Raw genomic sequence first — 21,399 nt, 5'->3', positions numbered from 1 at the left:
TACGACTACATGAAAAAACGTTTATTCATCATTCCGATATTGCTGATGACCTGCCTGCTGGTCAACGCACAATCATCGATCCGCGACACGGCAGCCATTTTTCAGACCATGAAAAAAGTAGCCGACTGGCAATGGAATACATTGGAAACTGCAGGATGGAAAACATCCAAAAAAGACTGGACCAGCGGTGTATTACTCACTGGTATGATGGCCTGGGCCAATCTCGCACAGGAAGAAAAGTACTACGACAAATTGAAACAGGTGGGAGAAGACAACCACTGGCAGATCGGCAACGATCGCCAATGTGCAGATGACTATTGTGTAGCACAAACTTATATCCAGCTATACAACATCTTTAAAAATCCGCTTTACATCAGGGATTTTAAAAGTATGGCGGATACCCTTGTCACGCTTCCGCACACGGAATCGCTGCAATGGGGCAACCGCATTGACTACCGGGAATGGGCCTGGTGCGACGCACTTTATATGGGACCACCGGCATTGGCTTATCTCACACAGGCTACCGGTGATTACAAATACCTGGAAAAGTGTTTATACCTGTGGAAGAAATCAAGTGACTTTTTATACGATAAAGATGCACACCTCTTTTACCGCGACAGCCGCTACTTTACCAAACGCGAAGCCAACGGCAAAAAAGTTTTCTGGTCGAGAGGCAATGGCTGGGTAATGGGCGGACTGGTACGGGTACTCTCGGTACTGCCCGATAGCAGCCGCGCCAAACCCGCTCTCATTAAACAGCTAAAGGAAATGTCTGCCGCCATAGCCGCCTTACAACAGCCCGATGGCAGCTGGCATGCCAGTTTACTTGATCCCGCTGCCTACCCGGTGAAGGAAACCAGTGGCACTGCCTTTTTTTGCTACGCACTCACCTGGGGTGTCAACAACGGATACTTATCCCGCAGGAAATACAAACCGGTTATTGACCGGGCGTGGCAGTCGCTCACCGATGCTATACACGAAGATGGCAAGCTGGGCTTTGTGCAGCCACAGGGCGCATCTCCGGACAAAGTTACTTTTGACGACACCGATGTTTATGGCGTAGGCGCCTTCCTGCTGGCTGGTGTGGAAATGATGAAATTCAATGCACGTGTGCAACAAAAAATGTGATCATGCTTAAATCCTCTTTTTTCTTTACCCTTCTGCTGATGTGCCTGGGCAGTATCTCTACGGCAAATGCGCAAAAAGCGCCCCTGCCGCCAAACGGGCAGCAGGACCGCGCTTTCTGGGTAAAGTCGCTGTATAAAATCAGCTATCCCGTGATCCATCACCTGGCGATGGGAACGCTGAAACAGCAGATGCCACTCGAACTGGGGCCAGGCTATTACAGTGATGCAAAGCAATTCACTTACCTGGAAGCCATCGGGAGAACCCTCGCCGGCGTTGCGCCCTGGCTTGCCTTACCGGACGATAATACCGAAGAAGGCAATATGCGGCGGCAACTACGCCAGGAGGCCGTGAAAGGTTTAAACAACGCCTGCAACCCGGCTGACCCGGATTTTATCCGCTTTGATATCGACGACAGGCAACCGATCGTGGACGCGGCTTACCTTGCCGCAGCCTTTTTAAGGGCACCAAAGGCACTCTGGGCTCCCCTGGACAGCAACACTAAAAAGTATCTGATAACGGGCTTTAAATCACTCAGAACACGTTCCGCTGCTTATAACAACTGGCTGCTGTTTGCCGCCATCGATGAGGCCTTCCTCCTGCAACTGGGTGAGCAGTATGATCCGGCACGCATACAATTTGGTCTGGAAAAAATGAAGGAGTGGTACGCCGGTGACGGCTGGTACAGCGATGGCCCGCTTTTCAGCATGGACTACTACAATTCCTTTGTGATCCACCCGATGCTGATAGACTTGTTATCTGTTCTGGTAACACAGAAGAAGTCAGATACGGCCACTTATCATATTGCACTGAAACGCATGCAGCGATATGCAGAATTCCAGGAACGCATGATTGCTCCGGATGGTACCTTTCCGGTATTCGGCAGGTCCATGACCTACCGCAACGCCGCCTTCCAGGCATTGGCCCAGTGTGCCCTGCTGAAACAATTACCCGAAACACTGAGCAACGGACAAGTACGGGCGGCGTTAACAGCCGTCACCAAAAGCCTGTTTGCCGGTAACCAGAACTTCGATAAAAATGGCTGGCTGGTATTAGGATTAAATGGTCATCAACCGATGCTGGCAGACGCCTATACTTCCACCGGCAGTTTATACATGGCCACGCTGAGTTTCCTCCCACTGGGACTTCCCGCTGATGATCCATTCTGGACAGAACCCGCAGCACCATGGACTTCCGTAAAAGCATGGTCCGGCCAGTCCATCAAAAAAGATTACAAAGTAAATTACTAACCGCTCAATAATTGCATATGAAAAATATATGGTGCGCCATCCTGTTACTAAGCAGCAGCCTTGCAGGCTTCGCTCAGCAACACCAGACCAAAAACATCCTGCTGATTTCCATCGACGGCTACCGCTGGAAAGAAGTGTTTGAAGGAGCCGACTCCGCACTGATCTACAACCGTAAATACCGTGATCAGGATTCATCCTCCCTTTTTAAAAAGTATTGGGCAGCCACCCCGGAGCAGAGAAGGGAAAAACTGATGCCCTTCTTCTGGAACACCATCGCTTCAAAAGGACAATTGTATGGCAACCGGAATCTGGGCAACGAGGTAAACCTCCGCAACAAATACTGGTTCTCCTATCCCGGCAGAAGTGAAACACTGTGCGGATATTACGATTCCACCATTAACTCGAACGACTATCCCGATAATCCCAATGAAACCATCCTGGATTTCCTGGGCAAACAAAAAGGATTCAACAATAAAATTGTGACCATAGCCGGCTGGAATGCCGTGTCAAGAATCGTGAACAGAAACCGTAATCATCTCCCACTCATCAATCCAATGGAAAAAGTGAGCGGTCCTAAGTTAACCGAAGCGCAGGAACTGGCCAATGAAATACAGGACTATCTGCCCGCTTACTTCGGGCATTCTGTGCGGTTCGACGTGGCCACTTATGCCATTGCCAAAACCTACATGAAAGCCAATAACCCACGTGTTACCCATATTGATTTTGTGGATCCCGATGATTTCGGCCATGCGGGTCAGTACGATTCCTACCTGGATGCCGGTCACTACCTGGATGCCATGATCGGAAGCCTCTGGAACATGATCCAAAACGATCCTTTCTATAAAGACCAGACTACCATCTTTATTTATCCAGATCACAGTCGTGGTAACGGTAATCAGTGGACCGACCACGGCGCCAACGCCGCCGGTTCCGGCGATACCTGGCTGGCGGTAATAGGCCCCGATACACCAGCTACCGGCGAAATAAAAAGTGCCGGCACCATTTACCAGGATCAGATTGCACAAACCGCCGCAAGTTTGCTGGGTCTGCATTTCACGGCCAATCACCCGGTAGGAGCGCCCATACCAGGGATTAAAAAAACAACAAAATAATTTTCCCATGCTGTCCGTTAACCGTCGGAAATTTATCAGGGGCGCCGCACTCGCAGGAGGCGCCTTCTTCCTTCGTCAAACCAGTTTTGCGATTCCGGCTTCCCCCGATAAAAGTGCAAAGCCACTCCGGATAGGAATGATCTCCGATCTGCATCACCTGCAATTTGGCCAGGATGAAGAAAAACGTATTACAGCGTTTATGGATGCCGTGATGATAGCATCACCCGACTTTATCATCCAATGCGGCGACTTTTGCCGGCCGGAAGGTTCAGATGGTATTATGCAGCAATGGAACCGGTTCAAAGGTCCAAAGCATCACGTGCTGGGCAATCATGACATGGATGTATGCAGCAAGCAAAAAATTATGCAGTTATGGGGTATGCGCGCACCTTACTACTCCTTCGACCTGCATGGATTTCATTTTGTGATCATGGACCGCAACTACTTCAAAAAAGAAGATGGATCGCTGGCAGACTACGATACCGGCAACTGGGGTAATACCGCTACTACCCGCAGTTTCACCGATGCCGCGCAGCTGGAATGGCTGAAAGCAGATCTGGCCGCTACCGCTTACCCGGTGATCGTATTTATGCATCAACCTGTTTTCATCAGTGACTTTTTCCAGGAAATAGGCAATGCCCCTGAAATACTGTCCATCTTTGATGAAGTGAATCTCCAGGCGGCGGAACAGGGCAAAAGCAACCGCGTAGCGGCTGTATTTATGGGGCATGATCATGTAGACCGCTATGGAGAAAGAAATGGTGTACACTATTTCATCCTGAACAGCGCCAGCTATGCCTACCGTGGTAAAGCCTGGTTTTATAAAGATTGTCTGTATTCTTTCCTCACGTTGGATCCGGCAGGAAAACTATCTATCGCCGGTACGGAAAGCAGTTTTGTGACTACCCCACCCGACCATATCCGTGCGTTATTTCCCACGAAGATCAGCAGCAGGGAACTACGATTTCCCGGTTATGCTGCTTCGAAATAACGGAAACCATCAAGGCCCCTTTGCAGGGGCCTTTGTTTTTACTGCTGATAAAATGACCACCCCGTTTTCTATTTTTTCACTACATTTAGCCGTCTAATCAATCAACTACTGGTTTCCGGATCATGCAAGAAAAAATGAATATGGAGCGGCAATGGCTGGAACGGTTGTCAAACGGAGATGAATCAGCCTTCCGTTTTTTATTTGATCACTACTACCCTTTTATTTACTCTTTCGCATTGCGGATGACGGACTCCGATCCGATCGCAAAAGATATTGTACAGGATGTACTGATAAAGCTCTGGCTCAACCGGGATACTTTACCCGGCATTGATAATCTTGGCGGTTATATTAACCGGATGACCCGTAACCTGGTATTAAACGGGATGAAGCGCAAAGCGCATGAAGAAAATATTATCCGGGAACTGCATCCTGCACCGGGTACCAGCAGTCCTACCGAAGAAGCCGCCCTGCACCGGGAACTGGAATTACTCCTGTACAAAGCAGTCAACCTGCTCCCTGAGCAACAGCAAAAAGTATATAGGATGAGTCGTTCCGAAGGACTGCGGCACGAGGAAATCGCCCAACAGTTAAACATCTCCCGGGAAACTGTAAAAAAACATATGATGGCCGCCCTGCGTTCGTTAAAGCGCTACCTGGAAGAACATGGCAGCACACTCGGTTGCCTGGCGATCTGCCTGCTGAAAATTCACCGTTAACTTTTTTTTTCTTCCCACTACCCCTATCCTTTCGCTTGTTTGTCAATAGTGCAAATAGGACCTCTCTATCTTACAAACCACCAATATGCAAAGAGCAAGATGGGAATATTTGCTGAAACAGGTATATGATCAGAACGCAACGGCCGAAGAACAAGCAGCTTTACAGGAGGCCTTGCGCAACGCCCCTCCGGGAGAACCGGATGAAACACTGATGGATGACCTGATGGCAAAACATACCACAGTGCAGGCCTTAGCGCCTGCGGCGGCGGATGCGCTGTTTAATGATGTACTCTCCCGTTTGCAGGAACCGGTAACTGCCCGCAAAACAAGGGTAGTGCCTTTCCGCTGGCAATGGGCGGCAGCAGCCGTATTTCTGCTGATGGGTGGCGCAGGTGCTTATCACCTGCTTGCTCCCACAGCAATAAAAGTAAACACCATTGCCCGGGCAGATGTAATGCCGGGAACGAACAAAGCCGTACTCACACTGGCAGATGGCAGCCACGTGGCATTGGACAGCACCGGGCAACAAGTGATCCTGCAAGGAAATACGGCTATCCGGCAAAACCATGGCGCACTGCTGTATGAAGCCGGTAGTACGGCGGATGCGATCACCTGGAATACGCTGTCTACCCCACGTGGCGGACAGTTCCGGCTGGTGTTGCCCGACGGCACCACGGTGTGGCTGAACGCCGCCTCTTCTGTGCGTTATCCTACTGCCTTCAGCGGTAAGGAGCGCCAGGTAATTGTAACGGGAGAAGCTTATTTCGAAGTAGCGCCCATGGCCGGCAAACCCTTCCGGGTAAGTCTCCCTTCGGGCGTTACCATAGATGTGCTGGGAACCAGCTTTAACGTGAACGCCTACACGGAAGAGAACAGTATTCAGACCACACTGGCAGATGGCAAGGTGCAGGTAAGCCAGGGCCAAAGCAAAGCGTTACTGCAACCGGGCGCGCAGGCCGCCATTGTACCGGGCCAAACAACCATTGCGGTAACAAGGTTGTCGCCCGCCAGACTATCACAGGTGCTGGCCTGGAAGAACGGCATCTTTGATTTTGAACAGGTAGACCTGGAAACAGCCATGCGGCAGATTGCCCGCTGGTACGATGTACAGGTAATTTACAAAGGCGCCATACCACACCGCCTTTTCGGAGGAGAATTATCCAGGAGTTTACGGCTCTCCGATATCGTGGAAGTGATGCACATGATGAAAGTAAATGTAACAATTGAGGAAGGAAAAAAACTGATCATTCAACCATCTTAACAACAATAGCTATTACAGATGAAAACCGCTCCGGCGGTAACCGGAGCGGCAGGTAGTCTGGCTATTCAATAGAAAGTCAGGGTAAGACTAATTATTAATCAACCATTAACTATTGCAAAAGTATGCAAATTTACGCGCTTTGTAAGGGCCATCCCATGCCTGGTCCTTCTGAAAATTCAAGAAGCAAAACAGCCGCAACCCGCAGGAGGTTACCGGCCAAAATCAACCAAATAATGCGCATTACCGCTTATCTGTTATTAGCTTGTTGCCTGCAGGTATCCGCCAGGGTATCTTCCCAGACGATTACGCTGACCGGCCATCATCTTCCGTTGAACCGGGTCTTTGAAGAGATCCGCAAACAAACCGGCAATCTCGTATTCTACGATATGGAAGCCGTGAACGCAGCCAGCACCGTATCTGTTACCGTCAAAGATATTTCGCTGGACGCCTTCCTCCAGGGAATACTGAAAGATAAAGGCCTGACGTATACCATCCGGGGTAATAATATTATTATCCTTCAACAGGAAACCGTACCGGTTAAAAACAATACCACTACAGCTGCTGCACCCGCAGAAGCCAGCGGTATTGTAGTTATAGCCGATGGCTCTCCTTTACCCGGCGCCAATATCCGCCTGAAAGGAACCGACATCTACGCGGCAGCCGATGGTAACGGACGCTTCACCATCAAAGCCAATCCCGGCGATATCCTCCTCGTTACCTTCATCGGTTTTAAACCACAGGAAGTAAAAGTAACGGGCTTCATGCGTATTGTGATGGAAACTTCCGTGAGCCCGCTGGATGAAAAAATTGTACAGGCGTATGGTATTACTTCCCGTCGCCGCAACACCGGTAATATTTACCGTGTGGAAGGGAAAGAAGTGAACAAAGCGCCGGTATCCAATGTGCTGGCGGCTCTACAGGGACTCGTACCCGGTATGATCATCACCCAATCCAGTGGTGTACCCGGCGCCGCCTTTAAAGTGGAGATCCGTGGCCGCACACAGGTAGATCCCTATAACAGCGCCAATAACGAACCGCTGTTCATCCTCGACGGCGTGCCGCTGGCCGCTGGCAACGCCAATATCAACCTGCTCGGCTCTGCTATTTCTGCCAACTCCACTTCTGGTCTGAGTCCTATTAATGGTATCAACATGGCGGATATTGAAAGTATAGAAGTATTGAAAGATGCAGACGCCACAGCCATCTACGGTAGCAGGGGCGCCAACGGCGTAATCCTCATTACTACCCGCCGCGCCAAAGCAGGAAATACCCGCTTTAACCTCAGCTATATGACCGGCGGCAGCCGCGTTTCCCGCCTGCCTGATCTCCTGAATACAAAAGATTATGTGGCGATGCGGAATGAAGCTTTTGCCAACGACAACAAAGTAAAAACAAATGCCAACGCCTACGACCTGTTACTATGGGATACGACCTTCTATCCCAATCTGCCCAAACAACTGATTGGCGGTACTGCCAGCACCAGCAACGCACAGGCTTCTATATCCGGCGGGTCTGAGCTGGTGCAGTATATGCTAAACGGTGGCTACTACCGCGAAACAGATGTGTATCCCGGTAAGTTCCCAAACAGCCGCGCTTCCGGCCAGTTTACCTTAACCACCCGCTCGCCCGACAGTAAATTCAACGCTACTTTCAAAGGCGGATATACCTCCAATAAAAATACTTCCACCGGATCAGATCTGTCGATGTCGCTCACACTGCCCCCCAACTATCGTTTATACGACTCAGTGGGTGGTTTAAACTGGAATGAAAAAGGGATCAGATCAGATAACCCGCTGGCCTATACGCTTACCAAATATACCGCCAACACAGATAACCTGACGGCGAATACCATGCTGGCCTACATGATTCTCCCCGGTTTAAACATCCGGGCCAACATCGGTTACAATTCTATCGCGGTAAATGAACTGCGTATCACGCCCAAAACGGCTATCAACCCGCTCACCCCGGCAGCCGACATCCTGGGTGCTGCACAATTTGGGAACAACCGTTTTAAAAGCTGGATCGTGGAACCACAGCTGGATTATGTAAAATCCTATGGTCATCACTACATCAACCTGCTGGCAGGTGCCACTTACCAGAACCAGGAAAATAACGGTTACAGTTTCACCGCTAAAGGTTACACCAGCGATGAATTCCTCGGTTCCTTTACCGGTTTACCGGCCAATGCTTTCATCAATCCGAACAGCGTAAACAGCCAGTATAAATACCAGGCATTTTTTGGTCGCGCCAACTATAACTTTGATGATAAATATATCCTGAATATCTCCGGCAGAAGAGATGGCTCCAGCCGTTTTGGTCCCAACTACCGCTTCTCCAACTTTGGCGCTATTGGCGGTGCCTGGCTGTTTACCAGCGAATCCTTTATGCAAAATTTCAAAGCCATGAGCTTTGGTAAACTAAGGGCCAGCTACGGTATTACAGGCAACGACAAGATCGGTGATTATAAATACCTCGACGCCTATACGTCGTATCTGCTGTATCCCACCTACAACAATGAAACGGCTTTTACGCCCTCTGCCCTGTTCCGTCCGGACCTGCACTGGGAGAAAAATCTGAAACTGGAAATAGCCCTCGAAACCGGCTTCTTCAAAGACAATTTCTTACTTGGTGTAGCATGGTACCGCAATCGCAGCAGTGATCCTCTCGTGAATTATAATCTTCCCAATACCACCGGCTTCGACGGTATCACCGCTAATTTAAATGGTGTACTGGTAGAAAACAGGGGCATAGAAATTACATTTACCGGCAGAAATATCCGTCGCAAAGATTTCGACTGGACAACCAACTTCAATCTTACACTGCCCAGGAACCGGCTGCTGCGCTTTGACGGACTTGACCAGAGTTCCTATGCCAGCAGATTTGTCCTTGGTCGTTCATTAAACCTCGTATACATTGCCAAATATGCAGGCGTAGATCCCAACACCGGTTTGTATACCGTAGAAGATTACAACAAGAACGGTACTTTCCAGGCCTCTGCCAGCTCACAGGGTGGCGATCTGCAACCGGTGTTTGATACGGATCCGAAGTACTACGGCGGTATGACCAACAGCTTCCGCTACAAGCGTTTACAACTGAGCTTCCTGATGCAGTTTACCAAACGCATGGGTCCAAAATGGCCGGCATACCTGCTGTCGGGCTTTACCATGATGCCGCCGGGATCTATGATTAACCTGCCATACGAAGCGTTGGATACCTGGAAGAAACCGGGCGATAATGCCCCTTTCCAGAAGCTCACGACCATTGTGCAGCCATCCAATTCGCTTTCGGGTATCTATGCCGCCTATTTCTCTGATTTCACATACGGCGACGCCTCGTTCCTGCGGTTGAAAAATGTATCTGTTTCCTACACGCTGCCGGAAAACTGGCTGAAGCGCATTCATTTCAATAATGTCCGGGTATATGCGCTGGCCGAAAACCTGCTGACCTTCTCCCCGATGAAAGTAACCGATCCGGAAACCATTTATATCAACCGCCTGCCACCATTGCGTACAATCACTGCAGGACTGGAAATAGGTTTTTAAATTTTAAAAGTAGATGATGACCATGAAAAAAATACACGCCATTCACCATATACTGGCCACTTTCCTGCTAACGGGCATACTGGCTTCCTGCAATAAATTTGTAGACGTACCCCTGCCCAACAGCCAGATCAGCGGCACAGTGGCCTTTGCAGATGATGGCAAAGCCAATTCCTCCATGCGCGGGATTTATGCGGTTACCCAGGGCGCCTGGGATAACAATGCGCCGTTCCAGGGTGGCCTTACCGGCTACTTTGGCCTGGCCTCCGATGAATTACAGTGCGTGAGCTACGATAACGAAAAACAAGCGTTTCATGATAACACCCTCACTTCCCGTACCGGCCCCGTAGGGAGGCTGTGGGGACTGATGTACAATATGCTGTACCAGGTAAACAGCCTGATGGAAAATGTAGAAAAGGCGCCCGGTGTAACAGCGGCCACCAAAACCCAGTTGCTCGGAGAAGCCCGTTTCCTGCGCGCCTTCTGCTTTTTCTACCTGGTAAATGCTTATGGAGATGTGCCACTACCATTGATGTCTGATTATAAAACCAATGCCCTGTTGAAGCGGGTAGCTACAGATAAAGTGTACGAACAGATCTTCACCGATCTGACGGCCGCACAACAAACAGCAGGTGATCAGTTTTCTGTTGCCGGCAACCGGGTACGCGCCAACAAATGGGCTGCCACTGCCCTGCTGGCAAGGGCGCAGCTCTATCGCAGCAACTGGGTGGAAGCAGAGAAACAGGCCTCCGCTGTTATCAACTCAAAAGTGTATGAGATCGATTCCCTTTCCAACGTATTCCTCAGCAGTTCCAAAGAAGCCATCCTGCAATTTGCGAACCCCGGCACCAATACCTACACCATGGAAGCATGGTATGTGCTTGGCAATGCCGGTAATCCTGTTTACCGCCTCACCCCCTGGACCCTGGCCGCATTTGAGCCGGGCGATAAACGTATCGGCAGCTGGACACTGAAAGCATCGAACGGCGATACGGCCACCTACAAATATAAATCAGTGAATACCACAGCGGCCGCAGAACGGCTGGTAGTCCTGCGGCTGGGCGAACAATACCTGATCCGCGCAGAAGCCCGGGCACAACAGGGTAAATTAACAGACGCTATCAAAGACCTGGATGTGATCCGCAAACGCGCCGGCATTCCCCTCGTGGCTGATGTCAAACCAGATATCTCCAAAGAAGACCTGTTGAAACTGATCGGCAAAGAAAGAACCACCGAACTGTTTGCAGAACTCGGCCAACGCTGGTTCGACGTAAAACGTTCCGGCCAGGCAGATGCCATCTACAGCAAACGTAAACCACAATGGCTATCTACCTCTATCCTGTTACCTGTTCCCGCAGCAGATATTCAAAGAAATCCAAATCTTACTCAAAATGAAGGTTATGAATAAATCCATCTTTTTAATAGGCGCCTTAATTCCATGTGTTACCCTGGCGCAGGACATTTCCTATCACGTAAAAGGAAATATCAAAAACTGGAAAGGACGCGATACAGTGGTCCTCAATTATACGGTAAACAATGCGCTGAAAAGCGATACGGCCCTGGCCAGCAATGGCAAATTCGAGTTCAAAGGTCAACTTGCAGAACCGGTCATGACGTACATCCACCTGCAAAAGCCCATGAAGCCCGATGAACGCAGGGACTTCGGCCAGTTCTACCTGGAAGATGGCGTCATTCAGCTGAATGCAGTAGACTCACTGAAACAGATGAAAGTCACTTCCAGAATAGTGAACAAAGATTATCAGCAAATAGAAGCATTGACTGCTGCCGATTTCCAACACATCGGCGCGTTGCGTGCCAGGGCTATGGCCATGACCGCTGCAGAACGCAAATCGCCCGAATTCACCGTACTGGACTCCAGCTACAAAGCGAGCATCGACAGCGTACAGTCGATCCGGTTACGTTTTGCCAAACAGCATCCATCCAACTATATGGCGCTGGTTACACTGGATCATTTTGCCGGGATGACCATGCAGTATGAAAAAACAGCCCCGGTATTTGCCTCCTTTTCACCTGCGGTAAAAAACACACCACTCGGAAAGAGTTTTGCTGCCCGCCTGGAAAAAGCAAAACAAACGGTTACCGGTGCTGTAATGCCTTCCTTCACCTCCTACGATACGTCCCGCAACCCCATACAGCTGAACGATGTGGTACATCACGCCAAAGTAACGCTGGTGGACTTCTGGGCCAGCTGGTGCGGTCCATGCAGGGCGGAAAACCCCAACGTGGTAAAAGCGTTTAACGCCTTCCGCGAAAAAGGTTTTGATATTATCAGTGTATCCCTCGACGATAATGCCGACCGCTGGAAAGCCGCCATTATCAAAGATGGTATGCCCTGGCACCACGTATCCGGTTTACAGAAATGGGAAGAGCCGGTAGCGAAGTACTTTGGTATAGAAGCGATACCCGATAACTTCCTCCTGGATGAACAGGGGCGCGTAGTAGCGAGAGGCGTAAAAGGAGAAGCGCTTTATCAGAAAATTGCCGCCATGCTGAAATAGTACATATCCATGAAAAAAAGAGAGATCGTCTGGTAAAAAGGACGGTCTCTTTTTGTTTTGATACTGCAGTAAACTTTTCAAGTTATCACATGAATATGTTATTGGACCTTACTTCATTAGTTAATGGACGGTGCAACCTGGTATCTGGAATGCACATCAGGGAAAAATACAAGGTAATAGAGGGATGGGACAACGGACGGCTGTCGCCCTAATATCTGCGTAATTATCTCGACCCATTAATTTTGTTTGCAGAACAGTACACCAGATTAGGTACAGCCAAACGTCGTGCTGTGTTTTTTTGAAGTCACTAGTTCGATTATTATATAAGTCGTATAGTAAGTAAATAATGTAAACCAGCGTAGTTATTATCATATAAATATTACCAACCAGCATCAGTCCGCCAATAATCCAGTGTCCTTCTTTTTTTCAGTACTGCCTTTTGGCCGACCGAACTTATAATTAAACGTCACCCCAAATGAACGCATAGTCGTCTGTCTTAAATTAGTTTGTGTAAATCCGGTACCATATGCACTGGAGTACTGATTTACATACCGGCTGAACGGATTGATAGCTGTTAAACCAAGACTACCCTTCTTATCAAATAATTGCTTTTTAACGGCTATCGTGTAATTATAATACCCGGGGCGGATACTCTGAAAATCCGCTCTCTTTGAATTGATGGTCCCAAATGCCTCTGCAATAAGATCTTTTTCAAACTGGTAGGTAATATTGAGATTGGCTTTATACGACCATCCTCCTACATCCGGGAACCCTGGAACGATATTATTTTTTTCGAGTAAAAGAATATCGGAACGCAGGCTGAGTTTATCAGTAATAATCGCAGCCCCGGAAATATTGATACCGAAAGTGGTTTGCCTGCCGATGTTTGCCGTTTTTGAAAGAGAAACATCATAGTAATTGGTGCCGTTCACCACATACACCGGAAAGAACGAGGTATAATGCTGGATGTCGTTATGATTTATATTGTAAAGCCCACCGATATACAGACTGCTGTTATTATCAAACGTTTTATTGTAACCGATCTCTATCTTTTGTCCGGTTTCATTTTTCAGCGCAGGGTTGCCGGCTGTCAGATTGTGCGGATCAATAATACCTAAAAAAGGATTCAGGTCTTCATAGGCTGGTCTTTGAATACGATAGGTATAAGCAAACCGGAAAGATTGGGTTTCGTCCAGCTTGTGTTGCAGCAACAGGCCCGGCGCCAGTATATCGTCTACCGGTATATCAGCCTCCGGCAAGTCAGACCGGGTTTCCGTATGTTCATAACGCACACCGGCTTTTCCATCCAGCAACTTATTGAACAATGAAAAAGAGACGGACGCATAGCCGGCATAGATATTCCGTTTGAAATGAAAGCGGTAGGTCTGGCCCGGATTGTTCACAAATACACCGTCATTCAACAGGGTATCAGTTACCACACTGTTATCGATGTTCTCAATGATTGCTTTCAACCCGGTTTCTATTTTAAAATCTTTAGACACCGGTTCTACATAGTCGATAGAGATATCGGTTTCACGATCGCGGCCCGGATTATTACTCCTGATCCCCGAAGCAGGAAACTTGCTTTTCTGATAAGTCGTGATCTGTGCATCATAATTTTTATTGTCGGTATTACTGGAAACATAGTTCAGACTCAACTCCCGCCCTTTTTTCCGGAAGGTTTTCAAATAAGTTAAACTCCAGTTACGTGCATTTTCTCCAAAATTGGTGGCGGCATTCCGCTCGCTGACAATATCCGAGAGCGTTTGCCCGGTTGAAAGATAGGTCCGCTGATCCTGTTCTACCCTTCCTGTTGCATAAGTAACCATGTGACTAAACCCGGCGGTAGCTGTCAGTGTATTCCTGGGCGTTACTTCCCATTCGAGATTGATCCCTGACTGATAGCTGTTCTTAGAAAACGGGCTGATACGATGCTGTATGAATTGCGTCAGGGTATCTTTACCGGTATTAAAAGACAGTCTGTCTGCGGTGTTTACCACCTTACTTTTCAACTGGGTATTCCCGCTAAAAAATGCACTCATCCCGATACGTCCTTTTCTGGCTGCAAGATTGATGGAGCCGTTCTCCAGGCGGGTGCCGGCAGACAAATGAATGCTCCCGTTTACACCTTTTGCTTTATCATCTTTCAAAACAATATTGATGACGCCCGCCGTACCGGAGGCATCATACTTTGCTCCCGGGCTGGTCATCACCTCAATGCGCTTAATCTGACTGGCAGGAATGGTCTGTAAAACGTCCGATATGCCTGAACCTAATATACTGGCAGGTTTTCCATTGATCAGGAATCTGACATTTTCATTTCCCTGTAAGGATACGTTACCATCCACATCTACGGCTATCATGGGTACTTTCTTCAATACATCCGTAGCTACCCCATTTTGTGAAGTAATATCGGCCGTGGCATTATAAACCAGTTGGTCCATTTTGTTGTTCAAAACCTGCGCCTTACCTGCTATCATTACTTCCTTCAAAACTTTCCCGACAGGAGCAAGTGGAATGTTACCAATAGCGCATACAGGAGCTGCTGCAGTCACTACAAGGCTATCAATTATTTTTGTGCGGTAACCCATTGTATTCGCCACCAGGCGATACTGCCCTTCCGGCACACCGGCAAATTTAAAGCTGCCGTCAGCGTTCACACCTATCCAGGTGAATGGTGAAACCGCTCCTGTTTTTATTAAACTGATGATAGTGACATCTATCACTTTTTTTGTAACCGAATCGGTGACGGTCCCTGTAATCTGGCCTCTGTTGACTGTCTGGGCTATACTCAAAACCGGTATCATCAGCAATAAAAATGTTCCCGCCAATTTTTGCATATACAATCTTTTTTGTACCTGCAAAGGAACACTCATTCAAGGCCGGGGTAAATGGCAATAGTCTGGTAATGCTAGCACTATTTGCGGTATTTGTCGCGAAACGCAATGGCCGGCATGCCGGTTACCTTCTTAAATAACCTGGAAAAATAAGAGGCGTCTTCATAGCCCAGCAATGCGGCTATTTCCTTGATATCCATCTGGCCATGATAAAGCAGGCGTTTGGCTTCCAATACGATCTCCTGCTGTATCCAGAAACTCACCGGAAATCCGGTTACCTTCTTCACTACTTCATTCAGATAAGACTCGGAAACGTTTAACCTGTCGGCATATACAGAAGGACTTTTTACGGTACGGATATTTTCAATAACCAGCCGTTTAAACTGTTGGGAAATTTCCACCGGCCGCGACAATTTAAGACTTATCCCCAGCCCTGTGTTAAAACATTGGGTGGTCATAGCCAGAAAAGACTGCACAAGCGCATGTACTACCGGTATATAAAAAGGATCGTCGGGATCATCCTGGTATTTTACGTTCAGTACCTGCAAAATACTGCTCCATTGCGCCAGTTGAACAGGCGTCAATAAATAAGGGTCCTGGTGAAAAGAAAGCTTGTCAAAAATATCCCTGTAAGAAAGGGGAATGAGCGAAGGATCCACTGCCAGGATCCATCCCCGTGCTTTTTTGTTACTGATCCGGTGATGTACCTGTGAAGGTGAAACATAGTATAATGATCCTTTTCTACATTGCCTTTCCTTAAATTCCACCTGGATAGAAGCCTGTCCATGTTCAACAAGGAAAAACAAATAATGGTCGTCCCTGTGGGCGCCCATAGCGTCCATCTTATCATCAGAGGAACTGTCACGGTCAAAATACTGAAGCTCTACTCCTATAGCCGAGCTTACCTCCAGTTTATGAACAGGTATATCTTTAGTGCTCATCTTTCAAAAATAAGGCAATTATTTACTTCACACCCCTATCATGGATAAAGCCCTACATATAAATACCTGATCGCTTAGCCCCAGTTAAGCCCTATGCAAAATATATTTCAGGTCCATATAACCCATCCCTATAAAATAGCTGTTATGTAGTTGTTAACTCTATTTTGTAACCCGGTTTAACCCAAATTTTAACCAGCACATTATGGCTATTCTTTCTGGTGGTATTACCTTTACAGGTAAGCTAGGCAACTTATGCGCCTACAAAGTAAAAGGCTCCGATAAAATCATTATCCGTACCAAAGGAGGTGCGTCAAAAGAGCAGATCAAAGAATCCCCCGGCTTTCAACGGACCCGGGAAAATAACACAGAATTCGCCGGCTGCGCCTACGCTGCCAAGGCTATCAGGCGCCAGTTGTTTCCGCTGAAACATCTGGCCGATTACAATTTCACTTCCACCCTGACCAAGCTGGCCAAAAACATCCAGCTACTCGATAAGGTAAGTGACAGGGGCAAAAGAAGCATTCAGCTATCGCACTACGGGCATTTGCTGGAAGGCTTCCAGCTAAATCAGCAAAACCCTTTCGACAGCATGCTTCGGCACCCGGTCCGTTGCACCGTGGAAAGGGAAACCGGAAGTGCCACTATTACGGTACCCCAGCTGCTGCCAGGATTGAATTTAATGCTGCCCTGGCAATATTCTTTTTTCCGTATCATCGCTATCATAGGATTAGTGGGAGATATTACCTGTAAAAAAGAGGATTACAGCAGCATCGAAAAAAACGGGCCGCCCGTAACAGCGACTACACAATGGCAATCGGTGACACAGCCACTGGACGCACAGGATCTCACACTGCAACTAAGAGACCTGCACCAACTCGATGACACTAAAACCATTCTTGTGGGTATCGGTATTGAAATGGGTAAGCCCTACTCCAACAAAATTATTCACCCGGTGAAATATGCAGGGGCCGCAAAGATCCTGGCAACTGGTTAATCACCCTTCATCATATCATCAAAAAAAAGAATACTTTTGTAGTACTTACAAACCATCTATCTATAAACACGTTTCATGAAAAAGAAATTCGACGCCTTGTAGCACCAATCGTGTTTACAAGTGAAAAAAACTAAATCTCTGAAAGAGACCACCCACCGCAGGACGTATAACCTGGTTAGAAAGGAAATGTATGCCATCTGTTCCCGGTGCCACTGGCACGGAACATTCTGGCGCTCGTGCGGCGATCATCCGCTAGTCTTTATGAAATACAGGGATGATGGCAGCAACAAGCCATATAAAGCCAGGTTTAAGGATCATCCCAACTGGAAAATGGTTTCAAAAAACCGTAAACAGTGGATGAAAAAAAGATTCATGAAAAAAATTGAATTCATGAATCACGGCAGCATCCACATCCTGTACGGCTGGTAAAATTTCTGAAGCCCTGTAGCACCCGCTACAGGGCTTCAGAAATCCGCAATGGCGGAGCAGCTAGTGAAGTTTGCAAAAAGTAAATCTTCATAATGCACCTGCTGCCTTTAGCACTTTTTTCAGGTCGATACCCTTTCCCAGCACCGGTTTAAAGATATCGCCTTCGTTTCTCATACGTGCTATGGCATTGAGGATCGTAAAATCTGTCATTTTCAACCCTTTCTTTACTTCTTCCCAGTGCAGCGGCATAGATACGGTGGCGCCGGGTTTAGGGCGCACAGCATAGGGAGCGGCAATAGTAGCATGCGGTCTGTTCTGCAAAAAATCCAGGTACATTTTACCGCCCCGGTTTTTCACGGCTCTTTCAGTAGTGGTAAATTTCGGTAGCTGCCGGTGTACCAATGTAACCACGATCCGGGCAAATTCTTTACTCTGTTCATAAGTGTATTTTGCTCCCAGCGGAATGTAGATATGTAGCCCGGTAGAGCCGCTTGTTTTGGGATATGAGGGCACCCCCAGCGACTCCAGTACGGCATGCACTACCTGCGCAGCTTCGATCACCTGCGCAAAAGTATTTTTGGGATCCGGGTCTAAATCTATCATACACCAGGTAGGATGATCGGGTTTCTTCGTGGTGCTGCTCCAGGGGTTCATTTCAATACAGGCCTGGTTGGCCAGGAACAACAGCGTGGCTTCGTTATTACCAAGCAGGTATTGTTTATCTTCCCCATCGGCATCGCTATGATAGCCATACGTATCTATCCAGCCGGGGGCTTTTCCGGTGACATCTTTCTGGTAAAAACTTTTCCCGTCAATCCCGTTGGGGAAGCGGTTCTGGGATTGGGGCCGGTTTTTCAGATAAGGCAATATAAACGGCGCCGCCTGGTAATAATAATTGATCAGATCCCGCTTTGTAATCTTCTGTTTTGGCCAAAACACTTTACTCAGATTTGTAAATTTCAGCGTATGCCCTCCTACGGTACGCACCTGCGTTTCATCCGAAGGGTTGAGTAACGTTTTTCTGGGGCCGGATGCTACCGGATCTACAAATTTTGATGCTGCTACAACTGCTTCTGTTCTGGCGGCTTTCTCCAGTACTACATCTCCGGCCTTTTTATCTTCCCGCATGCCTTCAAACGAGGGATGCCGCATAACGCCATCACCGGTCATTTCGGCAAAACTCACTTCGCAGATCAGTTTGGGTTTGAGCCAGGTGGCGCTGGCTTTGGGAGGATGGGGACGAAAGCGGCTTGGTTTGTTGATATCCGGCTCGTGGGTAAATGCGGGTTTGGGGATGATCAGTGGTTTGAACTGCGTCAGCATTTCTTTCTGCTGATTTATATTAAAACCGGTACCTATTTTCCCGGTGTAGATAAATTTCCCTTTTTCGAATACCCCTACTAACAATGCGCTGAAAGGTTTACGGCTATCTTCATTTTTCGTATAGCCACCGATGACAACTTCCTGACGCTTACTGGCTTTGATCTTCAGCCAGTCGCGGGTACGGTCGCCGGCATGGTAAAGACTGTCTTTTCTCTTGGCCATGATCCCTTCCAGGCCCATTTTATTAGCGGCTTTCAGAAATTCGATGCCGGAGGTAACAAAGTCGCGGCTTAATTTAATCGCTGATGCAGGTGGCAGTAGTTCTCCGAGGATGGCGCGTCTGTCGGTTAATGGCAGTTGCTGCAGATCATATCCGTTATACCAGATAATATCAAATATATAGTATTGTAAGATCCCATCGGCCTCACTGCGCCAGTTCTGCAAGGCGCCGAAGTTGGCCTGACCGTTTTCTCCGACTACCACTACTTCCCCATCTACAATGGCGTTAATGCCCCACGCTTTTAGTGCAGGCAATAAAGGATAAAATTTCTCCTGGAAAGATTTATCATTTCTTGATTTCAGTTCGATCTTCCCTTTATTCATAAACGCCACCGCGCGATACCCGTCCCATTTCACTTCATACATCCATCCGTTGTCGTCAAAAGGTTTGTCGACCAGCGTAGCCAGCATTGGCTGGATCTTAGTAAAAAACGGCTTTTTAGTGCCTTTCCGGACCAGCGCACCGAGTTTTTTACCGGCGGGGGCAATGGAACCAGCTTTACCGGAGATAGCGCCGGAAACGGCCTTTGCGGATGATGTAGCCATGTGCGGATAATTTGATGTGGAAAGTGATCAGGCTGCTATTAAAAAAGCGGACGATAATTCATCCTGCAGTCTCAACAATCCACATCAAGCTTTGTTCCACAAAATGCCGGTAATAGCAGTGCTGCAAACCGCTGTGGGTCAGATGCGCTCTAACTCGGCCAACTGTATTTTTGTGGTTTCCAATCCCTTGGTGAACCGGATGTACATCTCACCCAAATGCATATACGGTGTTACATCCAGGCCGGAAGTGAAGCGAAATTTTGTTTTTTTATTCAGATAGCGCTTCATTTTATAGGACAGATCTTTGGGAGGTTCCCATGATCTGAACATAAACACGCTGGAGTAAACGGCCAGTCCTTCCGGCTGTGCAGCGGCCGCCATCAGCAGCGAGCGTTGTACCAGATCGTAGGCATCATATACAATTCGTATGAGATCGTTTTTAAGTGCATCAAAATGATGCATAGCACTCTCATAGTAAACGTAATGAGTTAAAATAACGCCTTTTTTTTCAGGCTGATATTGATCACCCCTCGGGTAACACTGCTGTACAAAATACCTGTTACCGGAGTCGACCAGTTCTAGTACTAACTCTTTGGTTAGCAGTTGGCAAGGATTATACATTGTATTAAAAAACTAAAATCAGATATGGTTTAATACGCGGGTTGCACCAGGTTCGGTGTATCGTATTTACGAAGAAATATTTGTTTGGGTTTTTGAGGAACCTGATTTTGCGTTTCTACCCTGATGATAGTTATTAATACCGGCTACCTGGTTACTTATCCAGCCACTGCTTGAACAGCGGTACCTTTTCCTTGCTTACCAGTACTTCTCTTCCGGGATCGCGTTTCAGCCTGATTTTTAACTTACCACTAAAGGAATGCTGGATATTATCAATGCTGCTGATATTGACAATATGCTGACGGTTGGCACGGAAAAACTGGCCAGGATTGAGTTGTTCTTCCAGTTCGTCCATCGTTTGTGTGAGCGCTACCGTGGTTTTATCGTTTAATACAAGATGGGTAACATTAAAGGCGTAAAATATAAAGTCCACATCATCAACAAGTACAGTTTTATAGCCATCGCGGAAGGGCAACATAAACCGCGTGCGGTAAGTGGTTTCCTTTTGCCTGATAAAGGCCAGCAGTTCTGCGATCATCTCTGTAGAACCTGCAGGCTGTGCTTGTTTATGAATATGTTCCAGGGCTTGCCGGAGATCCTCTTTTTCAATGGGTTTCAGGAGATAATCCAGGCTATTTACCTTGAATGCCCGGATGGCGTATTCATCATAGGCGGTGGTAAAGATAACGGGGCAGGATAATTCTACCTGCTGGAAAATATCGAACGACAAGCCATCTGCCAGACGGATATCCATCAGGGCTACATCGGGATGGGGATGTTGTTTAAACCAGGCTACGCTGGCGGATACGGTATCCAGCATCGCTTCTATCACCGTATCGGGCGCAATGTCCAGCAGGATGTTTTTTAACCGGGTCGCATTTGGTTTTTCATCTTCAATAATCACAACGCGCATGACAGT

At 47.8% G+C, this 21,399-nt stretch carries 16 protein-coding genes; 11 read left to right on the top strand and 5 right to left on the bottom strand.

Translation table 11 applies throughout. The features are described 5' to 3' along the window. Positions 1 to 9 precede the first annotated feature (9 nt). The 9 genes from BMW79_RS16660 to BMW79_RS16620 all read left to right on the top strand — a co-directional run bounded on the left by BMW79_RS16660 (position 10) and on the right by BMW79_RS16620 (position 12,513). Entirely contained in the window at positions 10 to 1,128 is a 1,119-nt protein-coding gene (locus tag BMW79_RS16660) for a glycoside hydrolase family 88/105 protein (RefSeq protein WP_089896605.1), read from the top strand. A 2-nt stretch (positions 1,129 to 1,130) separates the two neighbouring features. Beyond that, positions 1,131 to 2,375 (top strand): DUF2264 domain-containing protein, encoded by a 1,245-nt coding sequence (locus BMW79_RS16655; protein ID WP_089896604.1) that lies wholly within the window; start codon positions 1,131 to 1,133, stop codon positions 2,373 to 2,375. Positions 2,376 to 2,392: 17 nt separating this feature from the next. Then, positions 2,393 to 3,487 carry an alkaline phosphatase family protein gene (locus BMW79_RS16650; protein ID WP_089896603.1) on the top strand — a complete coding sequence of 365 codons (1,095 nt, stop codon included), beginning with the start codon at positions 2,393 to 2,395 and terminating at the stop codon, positions 3,485 to 3,487. 7 nt (positions 3,488 to 3,494) lie between these two features. Continuing rightward, positions 3,495 to 4,478, top strand: a complete 984-nt coding sequence (locus BMW79_RS16645; RefSeq protein WP_089896602.1) for a metallophosphoesterase family protein — start codon at positions 3,495 to 3,497, stop codon at positions 4,476 to 4,478. Positions 4,479 to 4,600: 122 nt separating this feature from the next. Further along, on the top strand, positions 4,601 to 5,194 hold the full coding sequence (locus tag BMW79_RS16640; RefSeq protein WP_089896601.1) for an RNA polymerase sigma factor: 594 nt from the start codon (positions 4,601 to 4,603) through the stop codon (positions 5,192 to 5,194). An 85-nt stretch (positions 5,195 to 5,279) separates the two neighbouring features. Then, positions 5,280 to 6,455, top strand: coding sequence for a FecR family protein (locus BMW79_RS16635; RefSeq protein WP_089896600.1), 1,176 nt, complete (start codon positions 5,280 to 5,282; stop codon positions 6,453 to 6,455). 233 nt (positions 6,456 to 6,688) lie between these two features. Beyond that, complete coding sequence (locus tag BMW79_RS16630) at positions 6,689 to 9,997, top strand: SusC/RagA family TonB-linked outer membrane protein (RefSeq protein WP_177192208.1); 3,309 nt, start codon at positions 6,689 to 6,691, stop codon at positions 9,995 to 9,997. 22 nt (positions 9,998 to 10,019) lie between these two features. Further along, a complete protein-coding gene (locus BMW79_RS16625; RefSeq protein WP_177192207.1) occupies positions 10,020 to 11,402 on the top strand; it encodes a RagB/SusD family nutrient uptake outer membrane protein in 1,383 nt (460 codons plus the stop codon). Further along, complete coding sequence (locus BMW79_RS16620; protein ID WP_177192206.1) at positions 11,395 to 12,513, top strand: TlpA disulfide reductase family protein; 1,119 nt, start codon at positions 11,395 to 11,397, stop codon at positions 12,511 to 12,513. Before BMW79_RS16625 ends, BMW79_RS16620 begins: the two co-directional genes overlap by 8 nt. 392 nt (positions 12,514 to 12,905) lie before the next feature. On the opposite strand, the gene BMW79_RS16610 is transcribed toward BMW79_RS16620, so the two are convergent. Then, the gene (locus tag BMW79_RS16610) at positions 12,906 to 15,353 is read right to left on the bottom strand and encodes an outer membrane beta-barrel protein (protein WP_177192205.1); all 2,448 of its coding nucleotides are present in this window, start codon (positions 15,351 to 15,353) and stop codon (positions 12,906 to 12,908) included. Between the two features lie 77 nt (positions 15,354 to 15,430). Continuing rightward, complete coding sequence (locus BMW79_RS16605; RefSeq protein ID WP_089896594.1) at positions 15,431 to 16,291, bottom strand: helix-turn-helix domain-containing protein; 861 nt, start codon at positions 16,289 to 16,291, stop codon at positions 15,431 to 15,433. A gap of 202 nt (positions 16,292 to 16,493) precedes the next feature. Between BMW79_RS16605 and BMW79_RS16600 the strand changes: the two genes are divergently transcribed. Further along, positions 16,494 to 17,285: a hypothetical protein gene (locus tag BMW79_RS16600; protein ID WP_089896593.1), complete on the top strand. Its 792-nt coding sequence runs from the start codon at positions 16,494 to 16,496 to the stop codon at positions 17,283 to 17,285. A gap of 261 nt (positions 17,286 to 17,546) precedes the next feature. Next, a complete protein-coding gene (locus tag BMW79_RS33905; protein ID WP_177192204.1) occupies positions 17,547 to 17,714 on the top strand; it encodes a hypothetical protein in 168 nt (55 codons plus the stop codon). Positions 17,715 to 17,801: 87 nt separating this feature from the next. Here BMW79_RS33905 and ligD read toward each other — a convergent pair whose 3' ends face one another. From ligD to BMW79_RS16585, 3 genes are all read right to left on the bottom strand, one after another. Continuing rightward, positions 17,802 to 19,862: a DNA ligase D gene (ligD, locus tag BMW79_RS16595; RefSeq protein ID WP_245752513.1), complete on the bottom strand. Its 2,061-nt coding sequence runs from the start codon at positions 19,860 to 19,862 to the stop codon at positions 17,802 to 17,804. Positions 19,863 to 20,000: 138 nt separating this feature from the next. After that, complete coding sequence (locus BMW79_RS16590) at positions 20,001 to 20,324, bottom strand: hypothetical protein (RefSeq protein WP_143059183.1); 324 nt, start codon at positions 20,322 to 20,324, stop codon at positions 20,001 to 20,003. 310 nt (positions 20,325 to 20,634) lie between these two features. Next, on the bottom strand, positions 20,635 to 21,393 hold the full coding sequence (locus BMW79_RS16585) for a LytR/AlgR family response regulator transcription factor (RefSeq protein WP_089896591.1): 759 nt from the start codon (positions 21,391 to 21,393) through the stop codon (positions 20,635 to 20,637). Positions 21,394 to 21,399 lie beyond the last annotated feature (6 nt).

Origin of the sequence: Chitinophaga arvensicola, from assembly GCF_900110835.1 — a bacterium.
Lineage (GTDB): Bacteria > Bacteroidota > Bacteroidia > Chitinophagales > Chitinophagaceae > Chitinophaga > Chitinophaga arvensicola.
The sequence above is the reverse complement of the archived record's forward strand: the minus strand, read 5'-3'. Positions and strand labels throughout refer to the sequence as shown.

Excerpts from the sequence above, each read along its gene's own strand:
- BMW79_RS16660 (WP_089896605.1), top strand. The coding sequence starts at position 10 with ATGAAAAAACGTTTATTCATCATTCCGATATTGCTGATGACCTGCCTG.
- BMW79_RS16655 (WP_089896604.1), top strand. The coding sequence starts at position 1,131 with ATGCTTAAATCCTCTTTTTTCTTTACCCTTCTGCTGATGTGCCTGGGC.
- BMW79_RS16650 (WP_089896603.1), top strand. The coding sequence starts at position 2,393 with ATGAAAAATATATGGTGCGCCATCCTGTTACTAAGCAGCAGCCTTGCA.
- BMW79_RS16645 (WP_089896602.1), top strand. The coding sequence starts at position 3,495 with ATGCTGTCCGTTAACCGTCGGAAATTTATCAGGGGCGCCGCACTCGCA.
- BMW79_RS16640 (WP_089896601.1), top strand. The coding sequence starts at position 4,601 with ATGCAAGAAAAAATGAATATGGAGCGGCAATGGCTGGAACGGTTGTCA.
- BMW79_RS16635 (WP_089896600.1), top strand. The coding sequence starts at position 5,280 with ATGCAAAGAGCAAGATGGGAATATTTGCTGAAACAGGTATATGATCAG.
- BMW79_RS16630 (WP_177192208.1), top strand. The coding sequence starts at position 6,689 with ATGCGCATTACCGCTTATCTGTTATTAGCTTGTTGCCTGCAGGTATCC.
- BMW79_RS16625 (WP_177192207.1), top strand. The coding sequence starts at position 10,020 with ATGAAAAAAATACACGCCATTCACCATATACTGGCCACTTTCCTGCTA.
- BMW79_RS16620 (WP_177192206.1), top strand. The coding sequence starts at position 11,395 with ATGAATAAATCCATCTTTTTAATAGGCGCCTTAATTCCATGTGTTACC.
- BMW79_RS16610 (WP_177192205.1), bottom strand. The coding sequence starts at position 15,353 with ATGCAAAAATTGGCGGGAACATTTTTATTGCTGATGATACCGGTTTTG.
- BMW79_RS16605 (WP_089896594.1), bottom strand. The coding sequence starts at position 16,291 with ATGAGCACTAAAGATATACCTGTTCATAAACTGGAGGTAAGCTCGGCT.
- BMW79_RS16600 (WP_089896593.1), top strand. The coding sequence starts at position 16,494 with ATGGCTATTCTTTCTGGTGGTATTACCTTTACAGGTAAGCTAGGCAAC.
- BMW79_RS33905 (WP_177192204.1), top strand. The coding sequence starts at position 17,547 with ATGAAATACAGGGATGATGGCAGCAACAAGCCATATAAAGCCAGGTTT.
- ligD (WP_245752513.1), bottom strand. The coding sequence starts at position 19,862 with ATGGCTACATCATCCGCAAAGGCCGTTTCCGGCGCTATCTCCGGTAAA.
- BMW79_RS16590 (WP_143059183.1), bottom strand. The coding sequence starts at position 20,324 with ATGCATCATTTTGATGCACTTAAAAACGATCTCATACGAATTGTATAT.
- BMW79_RS16585 (WP_089896591.1), bottom strand. The coding sequence starts at position 21,393 with ATGCGCGTTGTGATTATTGAAGATGAAAAACCAAATGCGACCCGGTTA.